This window comes from Mesobacillus zeae (assembly GCF_003570705.1).
In the GTDB taxonomy this organism is placed as follows: Bacteria; Bacillota; Bacilli; order Bacillales; family Cytobacillaceae; genus Mesobacillus_C; species Mesobacillus_C zeae.
In genome coordinates this window covers 1-20977 of the sequence record NZ_QWVT01000001.1, presented here as the reverse complement: position 1 = coordinate 20977, position 20977 = coordinate 1, and the positions used below count along the sequence as shown (strand labels likewise).

The following is a 20977-nucleotide window of genomic DNA, read 5'->3' as shown; positions in this document are numbered from 1 at the left end:
TTTTTTATGCCTTACGAAACGGCGTTAAACTTTCGGCTGAAAAAATCTATGGTCCACGTATGACCTTAAACGCGGAGGTACGAAAATGGAACAACGCAAATTATTACGTTTAGACTTACAACACTTCGCAGGTGAAGATCCAACGGAGCCAGTAGAACCAACAGAACCACCGGCCGCGCCTAAGGAACCAACACCAGCACCGAAAACATTTACGCAAGAAGAACTAGATAAAATTGTAGCTGACCGTATTGCACGCGAGAAAAAGAAACTCGACAAGTATGCGGACTACGACGAAATCAAAACGAAGGCGAGCGAGTATGAAAAGCAACTCGAAGAAAAACGCCTTGCCGAACTTAGCGAAAAAGAACGCTTAGCAGAAATCGCGAAAAAATTCGAGGCAGAAAAATCGGCACTATCGGCTGAACTCGAGGCCACTCGCGAAAGTATGAAAGCGGAAAAAATCCGCACGGAATTTATTAAGGTTGCTACGAGCAATCAAGTCGCCTATATCGATGACGCATTCAGCCTCGCAGATTTATCGGCCGTGACAATCGACGAGGACGGAAAAGTAGTCGGAATGGATGACGCGATTAAGGCGCTCGTTGACAATAAACCGTTTTTGCTTGCGAAGAAACAACCGACAGCTATCGGAGAGCCGACGAACGGAACTCCAGAGCGCACCGACAAGACAGCCGAGCAGTTGCTACACGATGCTGCGGAAAAAGCACGTAAGAGCGGACGTATTGAGGATAAGATGGCCTACGCAACTCTGAAGGCCGAACTGAACAAGTAGTATGGACGCTGTCAAAAAATTGACGCGTCTTTTTTAGTACAAAAAAACAAACACTCAGGAGGAAATTATAAAATGGCTAAAATTTATGATGCGAGTTTAATCGGCAAAAAACAATCGGTAGTAGATGAGATTCTATTGCTTAACCAACACCAAACCCCACTACTTAACATGTTAGGATTCGCTGCACCAGTTACGCAAACTACTCACCAATGGTTCGAAGATGAAATGTATGCTGACGAATCTACTGTAGCAGGCGCTAAGCTTGTATCCGATACTGCTGTTGTAGTTGCAGACGTAGAGCCATTCCGCGTAGGCCACGTTGTTAAAATCGGCGAAGAATTACTGTTAGTTACTGCTATTACCACGGGAACTAAAACATTAACTGTTACGCGCGGTTATGCTGGAACTACTGCCGCTGCAATCGCTGACGCTGCTAAAATCGAAGTACAATTCGTAGAAGGTGCAGAAGGATCAGACGTACGTGGAGCTCGATACAAAGCACGTGTTGCTAAGTCTAACAAAACGCAAATTTTTGACGACTCTGTTGAAATCTCCGGTACTGCACAAGCCGTTCAACAGTACGGAATTGGCGATCTTTACGAGTACGAAAAACAAAAGAAACAAGTTGAGCTTGCGTTGCAATTAGAAAAAGCGCTTATCAACGGCGTTCAATATGAAAACGGTCAAATCCGCCAAATGAAAGGTGTTCGTCAGTTCATTCAAACTAATGTCACTAACGTTGCTGGCGCGATTTCACTTGACGCTATCACGAACCTTGGTCAATCAATCTACGAAGCTGGCGGATTCGCTACTGGCGGAAACTACAAAGTAATCGTAGGCGCGAAACAAAAACGTAAATTGTCTGCGCTTGATACAAACAAAGTACAAATCAGCCGTTCTGAAAATTCTCGTGGTGAAGTAGTTGATACGCTTGTAAATGACTTCGGTCAATTTGAAATTGCGTTGAACAACAACCTGGCTGCTGACGAGTTACTTTTCGTTGATGCTAACCGTATGGCTATTCGTCCATTAGTTGGTCGCGAATTCTTTCACAAATACATGGGTGAAAAAGGCGATTACACAGTCGGTATGCTTGTTGGCGAGTACACGCTTGAATTCCAACAAGAAAAAGCTCATGGACGTCTTAAAGGACTTAACTAATTCAAACTAACGGCTCGCAGGTTTCTGCGGGCTTTTCTAATTAGGCGGTGAAGTACATGGCAGAATTTAAATCGCAATATAAAGAGCTCGGCTTTTACGTAGATGGCGAATTTAAGAAGTTTAACGACGGTCGCTACGCTACTGAGGACGAAGCAACGATCGAAGTGTTATCGAATATCTCAGACGCACAGCGCGTCGCAGAGGCGAAAGCCGAACCAAAAGCGGAGGAAACGCCGAAGCCGAAACCTAAAGCTCCTGCGAAGAAAACCTCCGGAAAATAAGGAGGCGATTTTATGGAGTGGGATTTATTAGTGGCAACGGAATACATCAAGCTTAACACGCTAGACAACGAGGACTTTATTGACGGGGACGATACACGCAAGACAGCGTTATTAAACGTAGCAAGCCGCACACTCACACGAAAATTCAGCGGACTAACGATTCCGAACGAAGCCGTTTACCTTTTCGGCGCAGTGTTGGCGAGCGCATATAACGATACTAATAAACTTCAGCAGCAAGGGGTCGCGGGCTTCTCGATAAAGGGCATCTCGTTTACATTTAAGGATTGGGCGAAGAAAGGACTCGACGCGCTAGTCCCACCGGAAGTAATCGACATCATCAACGAAGAGAACGGCGTGGAATTATCGACAGGACGCGTCATGAAATGGACGGTGTTGTAACATGGCGATGATTCCAATGAAGCAATCCGTAACTATTCAGCGTAAAGGCGAGCCGGACGAGTGGGGCGAAGGTGGCGTACCGACTAGTTTCACGTTAAAATGTCGCGTAGATGAGCGCACGCAAGTCGTACAAAATCAGCTAGGCGACGAAGTGGTCAGCGGAATGGAAATCCTGTTCAACAAATTCCCGGACGTACGTTATGACGACGTAATCGAATATACAAACGAATTAGGCGTGACGATCAGACGTACTCCGATAAAGATTGAACCGGTCCGCATGATTAACGGAAAGCCAACGCTAACGGCGGTGCATTTGTAATGGCGAAGGACTTCGATCTAGACCTCGGACCACTACGCAATTTAATCGCAAAGTCGCCGGACGCAGCAGGGCGCGGGGCTAAGCAGGCACTAGACGATATAAAGGACGATTGGGTTCGAGAGGCTCGCGACATTGCTCCGTTAGATACCGGCAATTTACGTCGGCAAATAGCGGGTGAAGTTGAAGGGCAGGAGCTCAATTCGAAGGTTATCGTTACGGCGAATGCTGCGCAAAAAGGATTCAACTACGGCTACTACATCCACGAAGAGAACGCCGGAGGCAAGTCGCTTAGGACGTCAGGCACGGTTAAGAAATTCTTAGACGAATCGGCGGACGAGGCAAAATGGCAGCGGTGGCTCGAAGAGGAAATAGAGAACGAACTTAAGAAGGCGGGGTGGTAGGTTTGGCGGACATTAAAACGGAGGTTCAAAGTATTCGCGATTTTGTTGCGCCTGAGCTGCCGGGCGCCACGTTTAAGTTGCAGAATATGCCGGACACATACAAGGCGGCTGAGCTGGTGATTGAGCTTGTCGGAAGTAAGGCGGGTACAGAAACAGCGTCCAGTTACCGCATTGACCAGACGTATCAACTAGTATACTTCGGAACTAGCAAGCTCGACTGCTTGACTAAAATGCAGGCGATCGAACGCTTGCTGAACGACAAGCAAATGATTCCGTTAGGGGCTCGGTACTTACGTATCGGGTCTTTTTCGTTATCGCAATCGTTCAAGACGGAAACGACGGGCGTGTTCGCAGTAATTGGAATGTTAGAGGCGGAGATTCGCGAAACACGGACGTATGTCGCTTATGAACCAATTAACAACCTAGAAACAGACACAACAGTATTTACGGAGGAGGACGAGTAAATGGCAATTAATCAATGGGACCCGGCGAACCCCCCGATTCGCCCAGGCTTATATACGAATTTCGTAAATGCGGCTGAGGGACAAATCACAGGAGGCGCACGTGGTATCGTAGCAATCCCGTTAAACACGTATACGGGAGGAACAGCTACAGCTAAAACATTTTACACGGTGAGCGACGAAACGGGTGCGGCGGAACTATTCGGTGCAGCGAACATTCAGTCGATTAAATTCGCATTACAAGGCGGCGCGAAAGAGGTACTTGTCTACACGATGCCAGCAACGCCAGCAACTGCGGACTACGTAGATATGCGCAACGCATTCGAAGCACGACCATTCAACGTGTTTGTATTCGACGGAGAGCCAAGCGCAACCGAACGAACTAATACGGTGGCGTGGGTGGTCGCAAACCGAACAGAACGCAAGCATTTCATGTTCGTTACGGGCGGCACAGCGGCAGACGACGCTAACCCAGCGACAGGAAATACTCGCTCAGCGGCGTTACTTGACGATTATGTAGTAAATCTTATCACAGGCGTATCTATCGATGGGACTGATTATTCAAGCGGAAAGTATGCGGCTCATATCGCAGGCTTAATCGCAGGTACGGCAATCAATCGCTCCATCACGTTTACAGAAGTAGCGGTCGATGATGTGACGAAACGCTTACGTAATAGCGAAATCATTACGGCACTCGAAGCAGGCTCGCTGGTGCTCGTCAATGACGGCGAAAAAGTTAAGATCGAGCAAGGTATTACAACAGCTAAGACGAAGATTCGCTCAACTCGCTCACGCCAAGCAGTTGCAACGGACGTCGAAAAGACGGCTCGCGATAACTACATCGGCAAGCTAGACAATAATGAAGACGGACAGGTAGCGTTGATTAACGCAATCAAAGCGTACCTCGAAACGCTCGAAGCGAGTAACGTGCTGACGGACATCGTGGTCGAACTAGACACACAGAATCCTAGCGTTGGCGACACCGTTTTCTTAACGATTGCTTATCGCGAAATTGATTCGATGGAGCGGATTTTCTTAACAATTAACGTTTAATAAACGAAAGAAGGACGGTGAATAACGGATGGTATTAGATGCAACGAAAACGTTGAACGGCAGCTTCGGGAAAATGTACTCGGCCGATGGTGAATGGCTTACTAACGTAACACAAGCGGAAGCAAACGGAGAAATCGGTAAAGAGGAAGTCATGCGTGCAGGTACGCGTGTAACCGGCCATAAAGTCGTAAGTATTACTTATTCCGGCACAATGACGGGGTATAAGATTACTGCAAAACTAGCGAAACAAATTGCACAAGTCAAAAACGATTCAAAAGGTTCATTTGTTACGGAGCTAGTGATGAAACTCGATGATCCGGAAAATCACGAAGGCAAAACACATGTACGTATCAAAGGCGTACAGTTCGATAATATTCCGATTTTATCTTACGAGGTTGGTAGTTTGGTAACGGAAGAAACTCCGTTCACATTCTCGGATTTCGAATATCTGTAAAACACTGGCGGGCGTAAAAATCCCGCCTTTAAATCTAACAATTAGTTTATGAAGGGGTGACGTAAATGAGCGACGCATTAAAAGCGTTATTGGCTTCGGATTTGAATATCGAAAAGAACGTCCACATTAAACGACTTGGCGTGGATTTTATCGTAAAGGCGTTAACCGACGAAACTCTCGAAGAGGCTCGCGAAGAAGCGACGCACTTTGTCGGAAAAGGTGCTAAGCAAAAGAAGGAAGTCGACACAAGGATGCTCGGCGGATTACTTATATCAAAGGCTTGCGTTGAGCCCGACTTTAACCACGTGGAACTAATCAAAGCGAAGGGCGCAAAGGACGCGGCTGACGTCGTAACTAAAACGTTATTGCCTGGAGAAATCGAAAAGCTTCAGATGGCGATCCTCGAACTTAGTGGTTTTGAGGACGATGAAGAGGAAATCGAAGAAGTAAAAAACTAATACTGGCGGGTGGCGAACCATACTTACTACACGAAATTTTCCAACGCCACGGAATCCCGCCTGACGAAGTTTACCAAAAGCCTTGGCGACACCGCAAGTTCATGTACGCGTCAATGGAACTCGTACTTGAAGAGGAAGCAAAAGAACGAAATAAGGCGGAAGGGAGGACGAAATAATGGCGTTTGATTTAAGAGCGATACTTCGGTTGGACGATAAGTTTTCCGACCCGATGCGGAAGATCACCCGCCAAACAGCGCGAACAGAAAAGGCAATGGATACGCTCGCTAGGTCGACAACCAAGGCGGAAACTTCTGCAAATAGGGCCGGTCGCTCATTTGACAAGATGGGCGGAGGTATCGGCTCAGTTACGAAAGGACTAGGCATGTTAACGGGAGCACTTGCCGGCGTGGCTGCCGGATATGCGGCGGTTGAAGGCGCAAAGAAAGTCTTCGAAGCTACCGTGCTTGAGGCGGCGAAATTCGAGCAGTCTAACGTAATCATCGGCGCAATGTTTGACGATAAAAAGCTAGCGAAACAGTATACGGATATGGTCGACCGACTTTCAGTTCAATCTCCGATACTTGATTCGCAAACAGTTTACGGAAACTCAAAATCGTTCATTACGCTGAGTAAGAATACGAAGGAACTCGAAAAAATGTGGAAGATAACCGAACGACTTGCGGCCATAGATCCGGGGCAAGGGATTGAAGGCGCGGTGTTTTCATTGCGTGAATTATTTAGTGGCGACGCCCTCTCGATTATTGACCGGTTTGAAATGCCACGGAAGATAATGAACGAAATCAAGAGTCTACCGTTAGAACAGCAGCTTGTTAAGCTCGATGAATACTTTAACAAAATCGGCATGACTACGAAACTAGTCGACGATATGGGCGGAACGACGATCGGATTATGGGCGCGAGTTCGCGAACAATTTGCGTTATTGTTACGCGACATGGGTGCGCCGTCGCTCGAAGTTATCAGCGGATTCTTATCGAATTTAATCGCAAAACTTGAAGGTGGAGACTTTTCAAAAGCCGCAAACGTTGGCGCTAAAATCATTAAAAATATCCTTACCGGTCTAACAAACGGAGCCACGTCGCTAATCAACTGGTTCACTGCGTTATCTAATTCCGAAGAGTGGAAGAAAAAGACCACTTTGAGCGCAAAAGTTGAATGGATAATAACGGATTTATTCGCGAAATTCCAGTCGTGGCTTGATGGCGGCGGTCGCGAAAAGATTCAGAAAGCCGGAGAAGTGGCGGTGCAAATCTTAGGTACAGCGTTGTCTTCGTCACAGGGTCCGATCATTGAAGCTGGTGTAAAAATCGGCACAGCTATCGGAAAAGGCGTAATTGACGGCGCCATTAAATACGTAAAAGACAACGGTTGGAAAATCGCCAATCTCAACCCGACGAACGCTGTCGGTAGTTATAGCGGTAAGCTCGGTAAAAAAGCCGTTGGTTGGGTGAAAGATAAAACGTCACGTTGGTTCGGCGGAGAAAGTTCGCACAATGGCGGACTTGACCGCGTACCTTACAACGGTTACAGCGCCCGTTTGCACAAGGACGAGGCGGTACTAACTCGCGGAGAGGCAGCGGAATACCGTGCGCAAAAGCAAGGCAAAGGCGTAGGCAATACGTATCAATTTAACGTAACGATTGGCGGTGGTTCGACAGAGCAACAAGCGGAGCAACTCTTCGACATATTCGTTAAGAAAGTCGAACAAGCGGGAGGTGCAGGTGCATAATGGCGGTAGAATTCTGGCTTATTAGTGGTAAAGAACGACTGCGCCTGCCCGTCAATCCTACGGCGAATGCTTATGACTCTCCGTTCGATTACGAAGATATCGAAGTTGAAGGACTCGGCGAGGTAACGAATATCAAACTACGGGGCTTGCGCCCATTTACGATACAAACATTTTGGCCGAAGCATTATAATCCGACATACTGCGGCTATAGAGGATTCATTTCCCCTACCGCCTTCGTCGCTAAAATCGAAAGTTGGCGTAACCGTCGGCAACCGATTCAGTACGTAGTTACTGGCGCTGGCGGCGTTAATCTCCCCGTAACCATACGCGACTTTCAAATCGAAGCTGAACGTGCCGGCTCGCCCGGTGACATTTATTTTACGTTGGCGTTAAAGGAATGGCGCGAGGTTAGAGTCGAAAGGGTAACGGTTGCTAAACCGAAGCCTAAGCCGAAGCCACGTCCTCCTAAGCCGAAGCCAGTCCCGAAGAAGATATACGTTGTGAAGAAAGGTGACTGCCTGTGGAATATCGCGAAGAAGCCTTCCGTTTACGGCGACGCAACAAAATGGCGCAAGATTTACAACGCGAATAAGAAGTTAATCGGCAAGAATCCGAACTTGATTTATCCGGGGCAAAAGTTGGTGATACCAAAATGAGCGTTTCTCTTCGGTATTACTCAAGCTCTGACACCTACGTTAAATTAACGGAGTTAGTCACTTCGGTAAATTGGTCAGGGGAAACAACGCAGGCCAGCCGTTCGTGCAAGGTGTCGATGAGCAATACGACAAACGGCACGACGAAGGCGGTTAATATCGAGGTCGGGAAGGACGTTCGGCTTTACGTAGATGGAGACGAAATCTTTCGCGGCGTTATCTTCAATACTGAAATAGCCAGCGACGGCTCCTTTTCGTTTACGGCGTACGACTATAACTATTACCTTACGAAAAATATGGACTCGATGAAGTTCGTTAAGCAGAAGGCTTCACAAATCATTCGCACTATCTGCAGTAAGTATGGAATCAGTGCGGGCACGATCGACGACACAGGCTACGTTATTCCTAAATTAATTCTGCGCGATAAAACTTTATACGACATGATTATGATAGCCTTGACGGAAACTCGAAAGAAAACCGGCAAGGTTTTTATGCTTGGAAACGAAAAAGGAAAGTTAGTTTTACGCGAGAGAAAGTCGCAGGTAAAGCGCTTGATTATAAAGGACGGCTCGAACTTACTTAGCGCCAGTTACTCGGAATCTATTGAAGACTTACGCAACTCCGTTCGTATCACAGGGAAGAGCGGCGAGGAATCGAAAGGTGTCACGGTCAGCGATTCGGCGTCCACTAAGAAATACGGACTGATGCGCGAGAAGGAGCACGAAAGCGAGAAGTCAGTCGCTCAACTTATGCCGATTGCCAACGCTTTACTGAAGGAACTCAACAAAGTAGCGAGGGAGTCTAACATAGATGCTCTCGGCGAGAAGTCAATTATCTCCGGCAAAATGGTGCAAGTCAGCGAGAAAATGACGGGCATCAGCGGAGGATTTTACGTTATTACCGACTCGCATACGTTCGAGCCTAACGGACTCCATTCGATGAGCATTACCGTATCGAAAACATTGGAATTAAACGAGCTAGAATATGAGCCACCTGAAGAACCGGAGAAGACTATGGCAAGCGGCGGCGCCTCAAATGACAAGGCAACCGACGTAGTTAACCTAGCGCGTAGCTTTAAGGGGAAAGTTCGTTATGTATTCGGCGGAAAGAGTATTGCAAACGGTACGGGCGATTGTTCCGGGTTTACTTACTACGTATTCAAGAAAGCAACTGGTAAAGACATCGGCCACGGCACGTCGGCACAGATACGAAAAGGAAAGCAAGTTTCGAAGGCAAGCGCTCAGGCGGGCGATTTAGTGTTCTTCCAAGGTACGTATCGTTCCGGAGTTTCCCACGTTGGTATCGTAACGCGTCCAGGATTTTGCGTAAGCTTAGCTTCGTCTGGATGCCAGGAACACAGCTATACGACAGGTTACTGGGCTGGTCACTACATGGAGATACGGAGGGTGATTTAACGATGGATAAACGCATAGGACTCGAAGGTTCATCGGCATCGAAGTTCGTCCAACTAATCCGCCAACACGGACATAACAAGGATGTCACCATCGAACTAGGCGAAGTGTTGGCGCCTATGCCTAACCTTAAGCTTCGCGTCGGGACTGATGAGATTGACCTCGACATGGACGACTTAATCGTATCGCAGACGGCGGCCAACGGCGGTCTTTCGGTAGGGGATCGCGTTATCATCATAGGAGACGACGATTCGCAATTATATTTCGTAATAGATAAGGCGGTGTAAATATGGCGTTTATTCCCGAAAATTACTCAGATGCTTTAGACGAAGCAATCCTGGCGGAAGAGGAAGCGGAGATAGTCGTTGAGCCGTCGAAAACGTGGGCGATTGATTTCGAAAATGGCACCATCGGAAAGTTTATAGATGGGGGAGAATCTTTGCGGCAGTTCATCCGGAAGGCTATTTTAACGGAGCGGTCAAGGTTCGCCATTTATTCGGACGACTACGGATGTGAATTAAACGAGCTAATCGGCGACGACGAAATTACAGAGGAGTTGCTCGACGCAGAGGTTCCTCGGATAGTTAGCGAGGCACTTGTTTATGACGACCGAATTGACGATGTGCAGACGACGTTTACACGGGATGGCGACAAGTTGTTCATTACCGTTACGGTGATTCCCGCGGATAACGACGTTGTAATAACGGAGGAGGTGGAAGTAAATGTATGAATATAAAACGCCAGAAGCGATACTCGAGGCGATGCTTGAGGACGTTGACGATTCGATCGATAAGCGGGAGGGATCGGTCGCTTACGACTTGCTTTACCCGTCTGCAATCGAGCTATCGTTGGCATACGTCGAGTTGGACGCAGTTATGATGCTAGCCTTCGCGGAAACAACAGAAGGGCAATGGCTCGACTTACGTGCAGGCGAATTCGGTGTAACGCGAAAAGCAGCAGCCAAGTCGGAAGGGATCGTCACGTTAACCGGACCTGAAGGCACAATCGTTCCCGTAGATACGCTACTTATGACGGACGATGAGGAGCCTGTCTATTTCCTAACGAAGGACGAAGTTGTCCTTACGGGAGGAATGGCTACAGTTACGGCAGAGTCGCAAGATGGCGGGGAAGACGGAAACATATTGGCGGGTCGAATTACTTCGTTAGCTCCAGGAGATTTATCCGGAGTGGTTATGGCAACAAACGCTTTAGCCTTTAGCGGAGGGGCTGACGCAGAGTCTGACAAAGAATTACTTGGGCGCCTAAAGGATCGCGTGCAGAAGCCGGCTACCAGTGGAAACGCTAATCATTATTTGCAATGGGCGAGGGAAGTCGTCGGAGTAAGTGATGCGAAGGTTTATCCATTATGGGCCGGACCTGGTACGGTGAAAGTCGTCCTACTAAGCTCGGACAGAAAAGCGCCGAATCAAACGATCATCAACGCAGCAACTACGTATATCGAATCGCAGCGTCCTTTCGGGGCAGCAGTAACCGTCACAGGCGTGGTCGAGGTTCCGATTAACGTTACGGCAACGCTGACGCTGCAGGCTGGCGGAGACATCTTGGCAGTTAAAGCGGAATTCGAAACGGCGTTAGACGAGTATCTTGAAGGTTTAGCGTTTAGGGATACCATCGTAAGGTACTCACGGATTGCGAATCTGCTGCTCGACATTCCGGACGTGCTTGACTACAGCGGACTTACTATAAACGGGGGCACGGCTAACATCGCCATTCCAGACGGGCAGGTTGCCATTAACGGGACGGTGACTTTAACGTGAATACTACTCGCGATATAAAGCGTGCCATGTTCGACTATCTGCCTAAGTATTACGAAGAACTTCGCGAATCTGAAGCGATTATAAACGCGAAAGCAGCCGCTTATCTTCGCCTAATGTACGATATTGACGACGTAATGGAGCAAATGTTCATCGATAAGGCATCTTGGGGGTTAGCGCTCTGGGAGAAATTGCTCGGCATTAAGATCGGTGCTAGTCATTCCGTATGGAAGGTGCTCGAAGACATCCGTCCGGTGTTCGAGGAAATTGAGGAGATGGACTGGACCAGCTTCGAGGATACGTTTGTTGTAGATCGCTCCGGAAGACGGTCGACTATCAAATCGAGAATACGCGGATTTGGCTCGGTCAATGTGGCGCTATTGAAAAGCGTTTGTGAATCGTACGTTGGCGGAGAGGTAGAAGTCAGCGAGTCTCCTGACGCCCACAAAGTTACGATTAAATTCATTGATTCGCGCGGAATCCCTTCGAATATAGACGATTTAAAAGCGGCGGTGGCAGAGATTATGCCCGCGCATTTGGTCGTGGAATATACGTATCGTTACCTTTCGTGGGATGAATACGATGCTTTCTCATGGGCGTGGGATACGTTGGACGCTAAACAATTTACTCACGATCAGCTCGAAGTTTATAAACCAGAATAAATCGGGAGGTGGCTACATGCCAGAATATACGCCGCGGATAGGATTACCGAAGCCGTTAGGAAATGAAAATGTATCGCGAGCGAATCATAACGCCCTTGTCGATAAGATTGACGAACAAGTCGGCACGCATTTAGAAAACATGAGCAATCCGCACGGAGTAACGGCAGAGCAAATCGGAGCTGTTCGGATGCCGGGGGCTGATGGATTATTACGCCTCGGTCAAATAGTATTATCCGACGACGTGCTACCGAAAAGTGCGGTGGAGAAGTTTATATTTGTCAGCACAACAGGGAACGATTCGACTGGTGACGGCACGAAAGCGAAGCCATATAAAACAATACAGCGTGCGGTTGACGTTATTCCAAATACACACATGAACGCTTATACAATCGCCTGCGCTGCGGGGAGTTATTCGGAAGAGGTGCTAATTAAAGGGCTCATTGGTGGCAGCGTGAAAATCCAATTGGACGGAATAGCGCCGTCAGCAAGGGACGGCGTAACGGGATTAAACGTGCTATCAATACTAGTCGAAGACTGTATGTGCTATGTCCGAATCAACGACGTTGACTTTTATAATTCTTCTACTATTTCACGTTCTTCAGTCCTTCGGTTCACTCGTAGCATGTACGGAGTTGCTAGCAACTGTCGTTTTGACGGAGATGCCAAGGTTAATAATAAATACTCCATTTTTTATGATGCCTCGAAAGGGCACGTTTATACAAGCTACTTCACAGCCCAATTTACGTGTATGTGTGCACAATTCGGTTCGCAGGTTGTTTGGTCTGATACTAATGCGCACGGACCGACGAAGAGTGATTTCGGCCTGAGCGTATCTTCTTCAATTGTCCACAAAACTGGCGCTCTAAACCTTAACGCCACGACGCTCGAAACTACAGTTAGCGGAGGGGTTATCTACTAATGGGAGAAATAATCTTAGCAGGCGATCGTATCACGGTTGATAAACTCGTTAAAAAGGCTAACAGTTTGACAGGCTACTTAAACGGAATCGAAAGGGTAAGTTTGAAAGGGATCGACTGGGATACGTTCAAAGTAACGTGGACTGGCGTAGAGCCTACGGAGGAAGCCGAGGTATCTATCGAATTTCTTCAGCAAGAGAACGGGGAATTGAAGGCGCGACTCGATGTCGTTGAAGATGCGCTAATCACCCTTATGGATAGCGCTAAGTAACGAAAAGCAGAAGGTATAGAGAAGGCGTTCCTTATTGAACCGGAATAGGGCGCAAAAAGGGAGCGGATTATATGAGTAGCGAAAAGACACCGAATTTAGGATTGCACAAATGGAAGTCGACGGATTACGTGCAGATGGTCGAGTTTAACGAGAATTTCGTGAAGCTTGACGAGAAGTCTGCGGAGGTTACCGAGAATTTCGCGAAGTTTGACGAGAAGACAGCAGAGTTCAACGAGCAGTTAGCAGAAACAACGACAGGGCTTTCATTCATTCCAGCGCAGAATGTGGTTTTAAGTACGACAGCAGCGGGTGACCCTCGTTTTCTTGACAATATCGGGGATGGATACCTCTATGGAAGTAACTCGCGTTCGTTATACCGAGCTACCTCCGAAAACGGTCCATGGACGTTAGTTAAAGCTTTTACTGTAAATGACGCTATAAACGGCATACGTATGTTAGGCGACGGAGAAGTCTTGCTGATACGTTCGACAGATGGGTTATGGAAATCTACAGGGTGGGCAACTAATCCACTTACAGCTACGTGGACGCAGGTGCTAGTCACTAACGGAAGAACAACTCAGTTTAGTATAGACGTTGATAAAGCTTCTGGATGGGTTTCAGCTACAACATATATAAATGGAGATATGACAAACTCGCGATATGTTTGGTTATCGAGAAATAACGGAGTTACATTTACGCAGATATTTGACATGCTGGACTTTGAGCCAACTATAGACAAATCGCACGCTCACATGCATCTTGCGGTATTAGATCCGTATTGGAATGCTGTCACACCGCGGATATGGATTAGTTATCACAAAACTGCGGATGACCCGACAAATACTGCTGATCCTTTAAAACGAATTAAATACTCTGATGATGGGGGTCAAACGTGGGTTAGCTTTTCAAATTCGGGGTATCAGCCAGTGGTAGGAATAGCGACACCTGAAGGTATGCTCTTTGGTTCTGATGAAGATACCGTCGGAGTTTATGTTGTGAGGCGAACAGCAAACCCTGCAGATATGAAGTACGAGCTTTTTTATGCAATTAGAGAAAATATAGACGGTATTTTCGGATGGGCAACTAAGGCGATCAAGGGTGCAAATGGAGCTTATCATATTGCTTTTAGATCAAGTGTTGCGGGCTATCCTGGTCGTGTTATTACAAGTGATGGAAAGCGAATTGTGGAGACTTTAAAAATAACTCCTGCAACGCCAAATGATTCCGTAGACCTTGTTGATATTGTTGAGTATAAAGGAAGGATTTTGGCAAACTATTACAATACATTTACTGGAGCAGGGACAGCCTACAAAATGATAGCAGATGTACCTGTTCGTGGAGTGCCTACATTTACGTCAGTAGGAGCATTAGAGGGTGGCATTGCGGGGCCATTAGCTACTTCAGCAGGTATAAAATCTAAAGCTGATATGCGCGGTACTGCAATAGGCTCCAATAGTTATGCTGCATTACGAGGGACAGTTTTGGGCGAACAGTCGAGTGCCGGTGCAGAAGGGGTGGCGATTGGATCAGTTGCAATAGTCACAGGAAATGGGACTTCAATAGGAAAATCAGCAACTGCCGAAACCGGTGTGTCAATAGGGCGAAATAGTAGTTCAGCCAGCGATGGTACTTCTGTGGGACCGTCAGCGAAATCGATAGCGGAATCAGTTGCGCTAGGGTCTTTTGCAGATGCGTCAGCCTCTCAAACAACAGCCATCGGTCGGTTAGCGGCAGCGAACAATGCTAATGCCGTTGCAATTGGGGCACTGGCTAATGCAAACGCCCCAGGTTCTGTTGCTATTGGGAGAAATGCTAAATCGTCGCATGACTTTTCTGTAGCGCTTGGGTATGGGGTTCAAACAACAGCGCCCAATCAGTTCAAAATCGGAAATAAACATATTGAACTAGACGTAATATCAAACCCATCAACGTTCCCTGTAAACGGACTAAGGTTCTTCGCAAGAAAAAATACTTCAGGAAAAGTAGAGTTGTGTGTACTGTTCCCGTCAGGATCTCCGGCAGTCGTTGCAACAGAACCTTAATTCAAAAATTTTGAGTTACTTGTAGAATTTTCAAGTCTATTGTTTTAAGATTAATATATCCTTAACACTAGATTGTGAGGTTTTGCATTGAGCAACCTAGGAAGATTGAATGAATTAGACGCGCTGAGAGGGTTAGCTGCGCTTGCGGTAGTTTTATATCACTATACAACAAGATATGAGGCCCTTTTTGGACATGCAAAGACCTCATATTTTGGCTTTAATTATGGTAATTTAGGTGTAAATCTGTTTTTCATGATCAGTGGGTTTGTTATTTTCATGACAATTACCAGGACGAATAATGTAACTGATTTTGCTAAGAAAAGGATTATAAGATTATATCCATCATATATCGTAGCGGTTATAATCACTTTTGTTGCAGTAAAGCTTTATGATTTAGGCGGTAGAGGAGTAACTTTGTTTGATGGTGTTTTTAATCTGACAATGCTTCAAGGGTTTTTACCTGGCGTCATAGACCACGTTGATGGTGCTTACTGGAGCTTAAAAGTGGAGCTGACCTTCTATATTATTATTGGAGTTATTCTGTTTTTTGGTTTAAAGCAACGAGTGTATTTACTTTCGATATTGTGGTTAATTAGCACATCGATATTTCAAGTTTTAGATGCGCTTACTGGAGGCTATATAATTACTAAAGCGTTAGTTTTTTACTCTATTGCTGATTATGCTCACTTGTTTATCGCAGGGATAATGTTTTATTTATTAAAAACTAAAAATCAACTAAAATATCATTTGTTAATTGGTCTTTGTTTAATCTATGAATTCGCGCTCAATGACTTGAAAGCAAGTTTATTTGTAACAATGTTTTTCGGTGTTTTCTATCTCTTGATAAATAGCAAGTTGTCACTACTTAATAATAAAGTCCTAACGTTTTTAGGAGCTATTTCATATAGTTTATATCTGATTCACCAAAACATTGGTTATATCATTATCAATTTCTTAGAGAAAAACGGTATGGTTCAAGAATTTTATTTGATAATACCTGTAAGTGTATCTATCATCTTAGCAACATTAATTACTTACTATATAGAAAAACCAGCAATAAGGATATTCAAGAATCGAATGCAAAAAAGGAAAACACTGAAGCTGAAAAAGGATGGGTTATCTGCTAAATCATCATAGTTGGAATAAACTACGCAGTAGTTAGACACGCACCACAACGCAAGGCGGCCGCCATTCGGTCGCCTTTTTTGCGTGGATAAAAACGCCACATCATCGGGGGGAGGGGCGCAGTAATGGCGGAACCAATCAGCCGAGACATCGCGGAAATTCGCGAGTGGCTTGTTCGTATTGACACGAAGATGGACTATATGAACGAAGTAAAACATACGGCAGAGGAAGCGAAAGTATTAGCGGAAGAAGCGAAACAAATTGCGACTGAAGCACGCGAGGACATTCGCGACATGAAGGCTAATACGAAGTGGGTTTGGGGCGTAATTTTAACCGTTGTCGGTTTGCTTATTACGGTTGGCATAGCGGTTTTTCGATAAGCCAGTCGGCGGACGCACTCGCTCGCTGGACACGTTCGAAATTGCGGCGCCGACCTTAGTTTTAATAATAATCGAAAAGGGGCGGATTATCAATGTCAGACAAATGTATTAACGACGCTGGGCATGGCGGCACAGATCCAGGAGCGTGTGCAAACGGAATCAAGGAAAAGGAATACAGCCTAGAAGCTGCACTGTATGTGAACAAGCGCTTGAATGAGCATGGAATTACCTCGGGGCTCACTAGGCCTGGAGATGAGACGCTTGACTCCGGACCGAGGACAAAACGTGTGCGCGATTCAAATGCCGAGTTTGGAATAAGCCATCACTTTAATGCTGGTGGTGGAGCTGGGGCCGAATTTATCCACTCAATCTTTTCTGATGGAGAGTTTGGTAAACTCTTGGCCGAAGAGTTCAAAAAGGCCGGATATCCAGTAAGAAGAACTTTCAGTAGGCAAGGTAATAACGGAAAAGATTATTACTTCATGCACAGGGAAACAGGCAGATGCAACATGACGATTGTCGAATATGATTTTGTAGATGGTCCTAATGCAGACAAGTTAAAAGACAAGGCTTACCGGCATGGTATGTATGAATGTGTAGTAAAGGCTGTATGCCGGCATGAAGGCGTTAAGTATTACCCAATCAAGCCGCAAGCATCAAAGCCAAAGCCAAATACTAAACCGGAAAAAGTATGGTACGACGTTGTGATTGGCGGCTTTGATCAACACGAAATTGACGGGGCATTTGCGGCGACAAAGAAGGCTTTTCCGCATTGGCACATGGAAAAACGTAAACAATAAAGGAGGGATTAATTATGGAACGGTTTAGAAACTACGGATTGTGGCTCGCATTGGCAGCGCTTGGCGGACTTATTTTAAACGACGCTGGCCTGGTTGCGCCTGACAAATACGAACAGTACGTCGATATGATTTTCGCTGTCCTGGTGGCGGCGGGAGTCATCAGTAATCCGTCGCAAGGTAAAGGCTTTAAGGACGACAAATAAACAAACGCCTCGGCCATTACGGTCGGGGCGCATTTTTTACGTCATCAATATAACGATTAATTGCCGCCAAATCGTCCGAATAAGAGTCGTCTTCTCCTTCGATTTTTACATCGTAATACAGCGACATTACACTTGTAGCCAACAGCGCAGCAGTCACATCGTTTTTGCCTTCGAAGCTACTATCCTTACCATATAACGCCTCGTACTCGTCGGCTGCATCTTCTAGCGAAGCGTCGACAACATCGCCGCCGGCGTGCGTCTGCTCAACCTTCGCGACAAATTCTTCCGTATCATTCACGAATGCGCCAGCGTCATATTTGACGTTATACTTCGGTGTCTCTGTTTTCGCACTACATCCCGCCAGTAAAATCGCCACTAACAACAGCACTATAAACCGTTTAGCTCCCACGTGTATTCCTCCCCTTTTTGTTTACTACGGAAGTGTATGCGAAAAGATTCGCCAAAAATTCCTAAAACCCTTTTTACATATCGAAAAACTTGTTTGCGTCCACGTCATACCCCATCGCCTTCAACGCCCGCTCAATCCGCACCCATGTCGCTATCTTTGGCGTATAGCCTTTTTCACCACACAAGCGCGTCAGTGTCATGGCGCTCACCTTTGCCCGTCTTGCTACTTCCGCCTGGGTTATTCCGTTGCGGTCGAGCCAACGCCCGAACTCACTGCGCGGCTTCCCTAATCCGAACATTCTACGTCACCTCTGCTTTTTTATCCGCAGTTTGTCCGAAAATAACATTTTTTAAACGTGCGCAAAATTTGTGAATAGTGGACGTGCTGACCGTCATACCTTTTACTATTCCGAATAAATTTCCTCGGCGGAACATCGGTCGGAACAACGCAAATCCAACTATGGCGGCGCTTGGCGCCCATTTCGACCGTACTGTCCGTGCGGGACTATCTTACGATATAAAGGGGTGGCGACTATGCTTTTCGAAATCGTTTCATCGCTCGCAGTAGGCGGCTTGGTCGGTGCGGTGCACGTCCATCAGCGAGGGCTTGTCGGAAATGATACGCAAGCTATCGTCCGGATTGCAGCCAACGCCGGCTTGACCGCAAAGGACGGCACAAATATTCGCATTCATCGACGGACGACTAGGCGCGACTATTCCGAATATGCGTTCCAATTGCCGCAAGGCTTGTCGGCGCAACAGTTTCGCGACAAACTTGACCGATTCCAGGACGGCTTGAACGCAAAGAAGCGCCTGCTGGATGTATCGCTTGCGGATATAAAGCGCATTGACTGGCGGGGTGACATCGGTGACCAGCTTCGGAAATTACTTCGCAAAAGTAAAAACATCCGAAAAGAGGTCGAAATCAGCTTCGACGGCATGCTCATTTTTCGCGTCTATAACGAAGCGCTCACCGAATACCTGGCGTTTGATGAGGCGATGTTGGCGCAATGTCGCGGCTGGGAAATTCCGCTTGGTCAGGCGCGAGGCGGCTTCGTTCGTCACGACACGGAACTCGGTCACATGGTCGTTGCCGGCGCTACCAGATACGGTAAATCGGTGTTCCTGAAGAACGTCATCACGTCGCTAATTGCACGCAAGCCGGAAGATGTTCGCCTAACACTTATCGACTTAAAGGGCGGGCTTACCTTCGCGCGTTATCAGAGCGCGCAGCAGGTCGCTACAGTGGCGATAGACGTAGCTGAGACTCTTACTACCCTGATACGTTTAGACGCTGAAATGACGGCAAAGCAAGCGAAATACTTGGCGCAAGGATACGAGGACGTTAGAGAAGCGGGCGACACCGGGCGCCACTTTATCCTCGTTGACGAAGCGGCACAACTGGCGAGCAAAGGCGTCACAGATAGCGAGGAAAAGAAGATGCGGATAGAATGCGAACGGATACTCGCCAGGATTGCGCAGGTGGGCGCCGGCTTAGGCTATCGGCTGATATTTTGCACACAGTACCCTACCGCTGACACTTTGCCGCGACAAATCAAACAGAACGCCGACACGCGCGTTTGCTTCCGGCTTCAGACGGCGATAGCGAGCCAAGTTGTACTAGACGAGGATGGCGCCGAAGCGTTGCCGAAAGTGCGGGGTCGAGCGATATACCTGACGCCCGACGGTAAGCAAATCGTCCAGACGCCGTTCATCGAGAACGAATATATCGAGCGCACCATAGCGCCTCACAAACGGAAGGAGCGAGCGAAACATGAAAGCGACACTTGCGAAAAAGCAACGCCACGAAAGCATACTCTTATCGTTGAAAAAACTCGGCTATCTTAGTCGGTCGCAGATACAGCGCCTGCATCGGTTGAAGAGTGACCGCAATGCTAATCGGGTGCTGGCCGGCATGGGCGAATATTTGTCGTCGGCCCGACTTGGCGAAAAGATTTATTACCTGAACGCTGCTGGCCGAGAACAAGTCGGCTGTGACCATCCGTTGAAGCGGTCGGGCCAAATTGAACACTGTGTGATGAGAAACGACGTATATATCGCTCGCGGCTGTCCAACGACCTGGCAAGCGGAAGTTAAACTGATGGTGCCTGGCGAAGTCAGCGTTATTGCTGACGCTCTATATTCGATGGGCGGCGTTTACCACATCATCGAGGTAGATAATACGCAAAAGATGGCGGCTAACCGTGCGAAGATGGGAAGGTACCGTACGCTCATTGCCCTGGGCGTATTCGAAAAGCCACCGAAGTTTATCTGGCTGACCACGACGGAGTATCGGCGGCGCCAGCTTGCGAAGTTATGCGAAAATCTGAACGCTTATATTTATACGGTGAGCGACATAAAATAGGAGGCGATTGGTGTGGCGAAGATTAAACGGGTGGGTACGATAAGTGAATTTATGCGGGGCGAGACGAATGCTCCTAGGCGGTCAGGAACGGCTGTCAAAGCGGCGGTAGGCATTGGTATAGCGTTGGTATCACTTACGTTTGGCGACGTGTCATTGGCGGCTGCGGGCGCTGTAGATGCGGCGGTGACAGCGAAGGTAGTTACGATGTTTACGCCACTCGTCGATTTGGTGCGTGCGCTATCTTATCCGATCAGCCTCGTGATGATGCTGGGTGGTGGTCTATCCGTCATGATTGGGCTGAGCGAGCGTGGATTTTCGATGATACAGCGGGCGGGCCTCGGCTACGTGCTTGTTCAGATGCTTCCGATACTAATGGATCTACTTGTCGAGATTACAAAAGCGCTATAGCGTGTATATGGTTTATAGGTGTACCAGTA

General features: G+C 47.2%; 29 protein-coding genes. 27 read left to right on the top strand and 2 right to left on the bottom strand.

Going from position 1 to position 20977, the window contains the following annotated elements; all coding sequences use genetic code 11:
* Positions 1-85 precede the first annotated feature (85 nt).
* From D1970_RS00145 to D1970_RS00030, 24 genes are all read left to right on the top strand, one after another.
* Complete coding sequence (locus D1970_RS00145; protein WP_119110861.1) at positions 86-793, top strand: phage scaffolding protein; 708 nt, start codon at positions 86-88, stop codon at positions 791-793.
* Positions 794-865: 72 nt separating this feature from the next.
* Positions 866-1954, top strand: a complete 1089-nt coding sequence (locus D1970_RS00140) for an SU10 major capsid protein (protein WP_119110860.1) — start codon at positions 866-868, stop codon at positions 1952-1954.
* Between the two features lie 56 nt (positions 1955-2010).
* Positions 2011-2235, top strand: a complete 225-nt coding sequence (locus tag D1970_RS00135) for a hypothetical protein (RefSeq protein WP_119110859.1) — start codon at positions 2011-2013, stop codon at positions 2233-2235.
* 12 nt (positions 2236-2247) lie between these two features.
* A complete protein-coding gene (locus D1970_RS00130) occupies positions 2248-2634 on the top strand; it encodes a hypothetical protein (protein ID WP_119110858.1) in 387 nt (128 codons plus the stop codon).
* A 1-nt stretch (position 2635) separates the two neighbouring features.
* A complete protein-coding gene (locus tag D1970_RS00125; protein ID WP_119110857.1) occupies positions 2636-2953 on the top strand; it encodes a hypothetical protein in 318 nt (105 codons plus the stop codon).
* Positions 2953-3354 (top strand): hypothetical protein, encoded by a 402-nt coding sequence (locus D1970_RS00120; protein WP_119110856.1) that lies wholly within the window; start codon positions 2953-2955, stop codon positions 3352-3354. The genes D1970_RS00125 and D1970_RS00120 overlap by 1 nt, the downstream gene beginning before the upstream one ends.
* A gap of 86 nt (positions 3355-3440) precedes the next feature.
* A complete protein-coding gene (locus D1970_RS00115) occupies positions 3441-3818 on the top strand; it encodes a hypothetical protein (protein WP_246370113.1) in 378 nt (125 codons plus the stop codon).
* Positions 3819-4868, top strand: coding sequence for a phage tail sheath subtilisin-like domain-containing protein (locus tag D1970_RS00110; RefSeq protein WP_119110854.1), 1050 nt, complete (start codon positions 3819-3821; stop codon positions 4866-4868). It abuts the gene before it with no gap.
* Between the two features lie 28 nt (positions 4869-4896).
* Positions 4897-5322 carry a phage tail tube protein gene (locus tag D1970_RS00105; protein ID WP_119110853.1) on the top strand — a complete coding sequence of 142 codons (426 nt, stop codon included), beginning with the start codon at positions 4897-4899 and terminating at the stop codon, positions 5320-5322.
* Positions 5323-5387: 65 nt separating this feature from the next.
* Entirely contained in the window at positions 5388-5780 is a 393-nt protein-coding gene (locus D1970_RS00100; protein ID WP_119110852.1) for a phage tail assembly chaperone, read from the top strand.
* Between the two features lie 175 nt (positions 5781-5955).
* Positions 5956-7527 carry a hypothetical protein gene (locus D1970_RS00095; RefSeq protein ID WP_119110851.1) on the top strand — a complete coding sequence of 524 codons (1572 nt, stop codon included), beginning with the start codon at positions 5956-5958 and terminating at the stop codon, positions 7525-7527.
* A complete protein-coding gene (locus D1970_RS00090) occupies positions 7527-8183 on the top strand; it encodes a LysM peptidoglycan-binding domain-containing protein (protein ID WP_119110850.1) in 657 nt (218 codons plus the stop codon). The genes D1970_RS00095 and D1970_RS00090 overlap by 1 nt, the downstream gene beginning before the upstream one ends.
* Positions 8180-9595 (top strand): C40 family peptidase, encoded by a 1416-nt coding sequence (locus D1970_RS00085; RefSeq protein ID WP_119110849.1) that lies wholly within the window; start codon positions 8180-8182, stop codon positions 9593-9595. Before D1970_RS00090 ends, D1970_RS00085 begins: the two co-directional genes overlap by 4 nt.
* Positions 9596-9597: 2 nt before the next feature.
* A complete protein-coding gene (locus D1970_RS00080) occupies positions 9598-9879 on the top strand; it encodes a hypothetical protein (RefSeq protein ID WP_119110848.1) in 282 nt (93 codons plus the stop codon).
* A 2-nt stretch (positions 9880-9881) separates the two neighbouring features.
* Positions 9882-10322: a DUF2634 domain-containing protein gene (locus D1970_RS00075; protein ID WP_119110847.1), complete on the top strand. Its 441-nt coding sequence runs from the start codon at positions 9882-9884 to the stop codon at positions 10320-10322.
* Positions 10315-11370 carry a baseplate J/gp47 family protein gene (locus D1970_RS00070; protein ID WP_119110846.1) on the top strand — a complete coding sequence of 352 codons (1056 nt, stop codon included), beginning with the start codon at positions 10315-10317 and terminating at the stop codon, positions 11368-11370. Before D1970_RS00075 ends, D1970_RS00070 begins: the two co-directional genes overlap by 8 nt.
* Positions 11367-12029 carry a putative phage tail protein gene (locus D1970_RS00065; RefSeq protein WP_119110845.1) on the top strand — a complete coding sequence of 221 codons (663 nt, stop codon included), beginning with the start codon at positions 11367-11369 and terminating at the stop codon, positions 12027-12029. Before D1970_RS00070 ends, D1970_RS00065 begins: the two co-directional genes overlap by 4 nt.
* Positions 12030-12045: 16 nt before the next feature.
* Positions 12046-12948, top strand: coding sequence for a DUF1565 domain-containing protein (locus D1970_RS00060; protein ID WP_181213304.1), 903 nt, complete (start codon positions 12046-12048; stop codon positions 12946-12948).
* A complete protein-coding gene (locus tag D1970_RS00055; RefSeq protein ID WP_119110843.1) occupies positions 12948-13217 on the top strand; it encodes a hypothetical protein in 270 nt (89 codons plus the stop codon). The genes D1970_RS00060 and D1970_RS00055 overlap by 1 nt, the downstream gene beginning before the upstream one ends.
* 71 nt (positions 13218-13288) lie before the next feature.
* A complete protein-coding gene (locus D1970_RS00050) occupies positions 13289-15259 on the top strand; it encodes a hypothetical protein (RefSeq protein WP_119110842.1) in 1971 nt (656 codons plus the stop codon).
* An 87-nt stretch (positions 15260-15346) separates the two neighbouring features.
* Entirely contained in the window at positions 15347-16396 is a 1050-nt protein-coding gene (locus tag D1970_RS00045; RefSeq protein WP_119110841.1) for an acyltransferase family protein, read from the top strand.
* Positions 16397-16509: 113 nt separating this feature from the next.
* Positions 16510-16764 carry a hemolysin XhlA family protein gene (locus tag D1970_RS00040; RefSeq protein ID WP_119110840.1) on the top strand — a complete coding sequence of 85 codons (255 nt, stop codon included), beginning with the start codon at positions 16510-16512 and terminating at the stop codon, positions 16762-16764.
* Positions 16765-16856: 92 nt separating this feature from the next.
* Positions 16857-17564, top strand: a complete 708-nt coding sequence (locus D1970_RS00035; protein ID WP_119110839.1) for an N-acetylmuramoyl-L-alanine amidase family protein — start codon at positions 16857-16859, stop codon at positions 17562-17564.
* 14 nt (positions 17565-17578) lie between these two features.
* On the top strand, positions 17579-17767 hold the full coding sequence (locus tag D1970_RS00030; RefSeq protein WP_119110838.1) for a holin: 189 nt from the start codon (positions 17579-17581) through the stop codon (positions 17765-17767).
* A gap of 16 nt (positions 17768-17783) precedes the next feature.
* Here D1970_RS00030 and D1970_RS00025 read toward each other — a convergent pair whose 3' ends face one another.
* A complete protein-coding gene (locus D1970_RS00025; RefSeq protein ID WP_119110837.1) occupies positions 17784-18176 on the bottom strand; it encodes a hypothetical protein in 393 nt (130 codons plus the stop codon).
* Between the two features lie 73 nt (positions 18177-18249).
* Positions 18250-18474 (bottom strand): helix-turn-helix domain-containing protein, encoded by a 225-nt coding sequence (locus D1970_RS00020; protein WP_119110836.1) that lies wholly within the window; start codon positions 18472-18474, stop codon positions 18250-18252.
* Between the two features lie 235 nt (positions 18475-18709).
* Here D1970_RS00020 and D1970_RS00015 point away from each other — a divergent pair, with 235 nt between their 5' ends.
* From D1970_RS00015 to D1970_RS00005, 3 genes are read left to right on the top strand one after another with little or no spacing between them, the layout of a single operon-like run.
* Positions 18710-20023, top strand: a complete 1314-nt coding sequence (locus tag D1970_RS00015) for an FtsK/SpoIIIE domain-containing protein (RefSeq protein ID WP_119110835.1) — start codon at positions 18710-18712, stop codon at positions 20021-20023.
* Complete coding sequence (locus D1970_RS00010) at positions 19950-20540, top strand: replication-relaxation family protein (RefSeq protein ID WP_119110834.1); 591 nt, start codon at positions 19950-19952, stop codon at positions 20538-20540. Before D1970_RS00015 ends, D1970_RS00010 begins: the two co-directional genes overlap by 74 nt.
* Before the next feature lie 12 nt (positions 20541-20552).
* Entirely contained in the window at positions 20553-20948 is a 396-nt protein-coding gene (locus D1970_RS00005; protein ID WP_259339522.1) for a hypothetical protein, read from the top strand.
* Positions 20949-20977: the final 29 nt, after the last annotated feature.

Bases quoted from the DNA above. Each gene is read 5' to 3' on its own strand.
- D1970_RS00145 (WP_119110861.1), top strand. From the start codon at position 86: ATGGAACAACGCAAATTATTACGTTTAGACTTACAACACTTCGCAGGT.
- D1970_RS00140 (WP_119110860.1), top strand. From the start codon at position 866: ATGGCTAAAATTTATGATGCGAGTTTAATCGGCAAAAAACAATCGGTA.
- D1970_RS00135 (WP_119110859.1), top strand. From the start codon at position 2,011: ATGGCAGAATTTAAATCGCAATATAAAGAGCTCGGCTTTTACGTAGAT.
- D1970_RS00130 (WP_119110858.1), top strand. From the start codon at position 2,248: ATGGAGTGGGATTTATTAGTGGCAACGGAATACATCAAGCTTAACACG.
- D1970_RS00125 (WP_119110857.1), top strand. From the start codon at position 2,636: ATGGCGATGATTCCAATGAAGCAATCCGTAACTATTCAGCGTAAAGGC.
- D1970_RS00120 (WP_119110856.1), top strand. From the start codon at position 2,953: ATGGCGAAGGACTTCGATCTAGACCTCGGACCACTACGCAATTTAATC.
- D1970_RS00115 (WP_246370113.1), top strand. From the start codon at position 3,441: ATGCCGGACACATACAAGGCGGCTGAGCTGGTGATTGAGCTTGTCGGA.
- D1970_RS00110 (WP_119110854.1), top strand. From the start codon at position 3,819: ATGGCAATTAATCAATGGGACCCGGCGAACCCCCCGATTCGCCCAGGC.
- D1970_RS00105 (WP_119110853.1), top strand. From the start codon at position 4,897: ATGGTATTAGATGCAACGAAAACGTTGAACGGCAGCTTCGGGAAAATG.
- D1970_RS00100 (WP_119110852.1), top strand. From the start codon at position 5,388: ATGAGCGACGCATTAAAAGCGTTATTGGCTTCGGATTTGAATATCGAA.
- D1970_RS00095 (WP_119110851.1), top strand. From the start codon at position 5,956: ATGGCGTTTGATTTAAGAGCGATACTTCGGTTGGACGATAAGTTTTCC.
- D1970_RS00090 (WP_119110850.1), top strand. From the start codon at position 7,527: ATGGCGGTAGAATTCTGGCTTATTAGTGGTAAAGAACGACTGCGCCTG.
- D1970_RS00085 (WP_119110849.1), top strand. From the start codon at position 8,180: ATGAGCGTTTCTCTTCGGTATTACTCAAGCTCTGACACCTACGTTAAA.
- D1970_RS00080 (WP_119110848.1), top strand. From the start codon at position 9,598: ATGGATAAACGCATAGGACTCGAAGGTTCATCGGCATCGAAGTTCGTC.
- D1970_RS00075 (WP_119110847.1), top strand. From the start codon at position 9,882: ATGGCGTTTATTCCCGAAAATTACTCAGATGCTTTAGACGAAGCAATC.
- D1970_RS00070 (WP_119110846.1), top strand. From the start codon at position 10,315: ATGTATGAATATAAAACGCCAGAAGCGATACTCGAGGCGATGCTTGAG.
- D1970_RS00060 (WP_181213304.1), top strand. From the start codon at position 12,046: ATGCCAGAATATACGCCGCGGATAGGATTACCGAAGCCGTTAGGAAAT.
- D1970_RS00055 (WP_119110843.1), top strand. From the start codon at position 12,948: ATGGGAGAAATAATCTTAGCAGGCGATCGTATCACGGTTGATAAACTC.
- D1970_RS00050 (WP_119110842.1), top strand. From the start codon at position 13,289: ATGAGTAGCGAAAAGACACCGAATTTAGGATTGCACAAATGGAAGTCG.
- D1970_RS00040 (WP_119110840.1), top strand. From the start codon at position 16,510: ATGGCGGAACCAATCAGCCGAGACATCGCGGAAATTCGCGAGTGGCTT.
- D1970_RS00035 (WP_119110839.1), top strand. From the start codon at position 16,857: ATGTCAGACAAATGTATTAACGACGCTGGGCATGGCGGCACAGATCCA.
- D1970_RS00030 (WP_119110838.1), top strand. From the start codon at position 17,579: ATGGAACGGTTTAGAAACTACGGATTGTGGCTCGCATTGGCAGCGCTT.
- D1970_RS00020 (WP_119110836.1), bottom strand. From the start codon at position 18,474: ATGTTCGGATTAGGGAAGCCGCGCAGTGAGTTCGGGCGTTGGCTCGAC.
- D1970_RS00015 (WP_119110835.1), top strand. From the start codon at position 18,710: ATGCTTTTCGAAATCGTTTCATCGCTCGCAGTAGGCGGCTTGGTCGGT.
- D1970_RS00010 (WP_119110834.1), top strand. From the start codon at position 19,950: ATGAAAGCGACACTTGCGAAAAAGCAACGCCACGAAAGCATACTCTTA.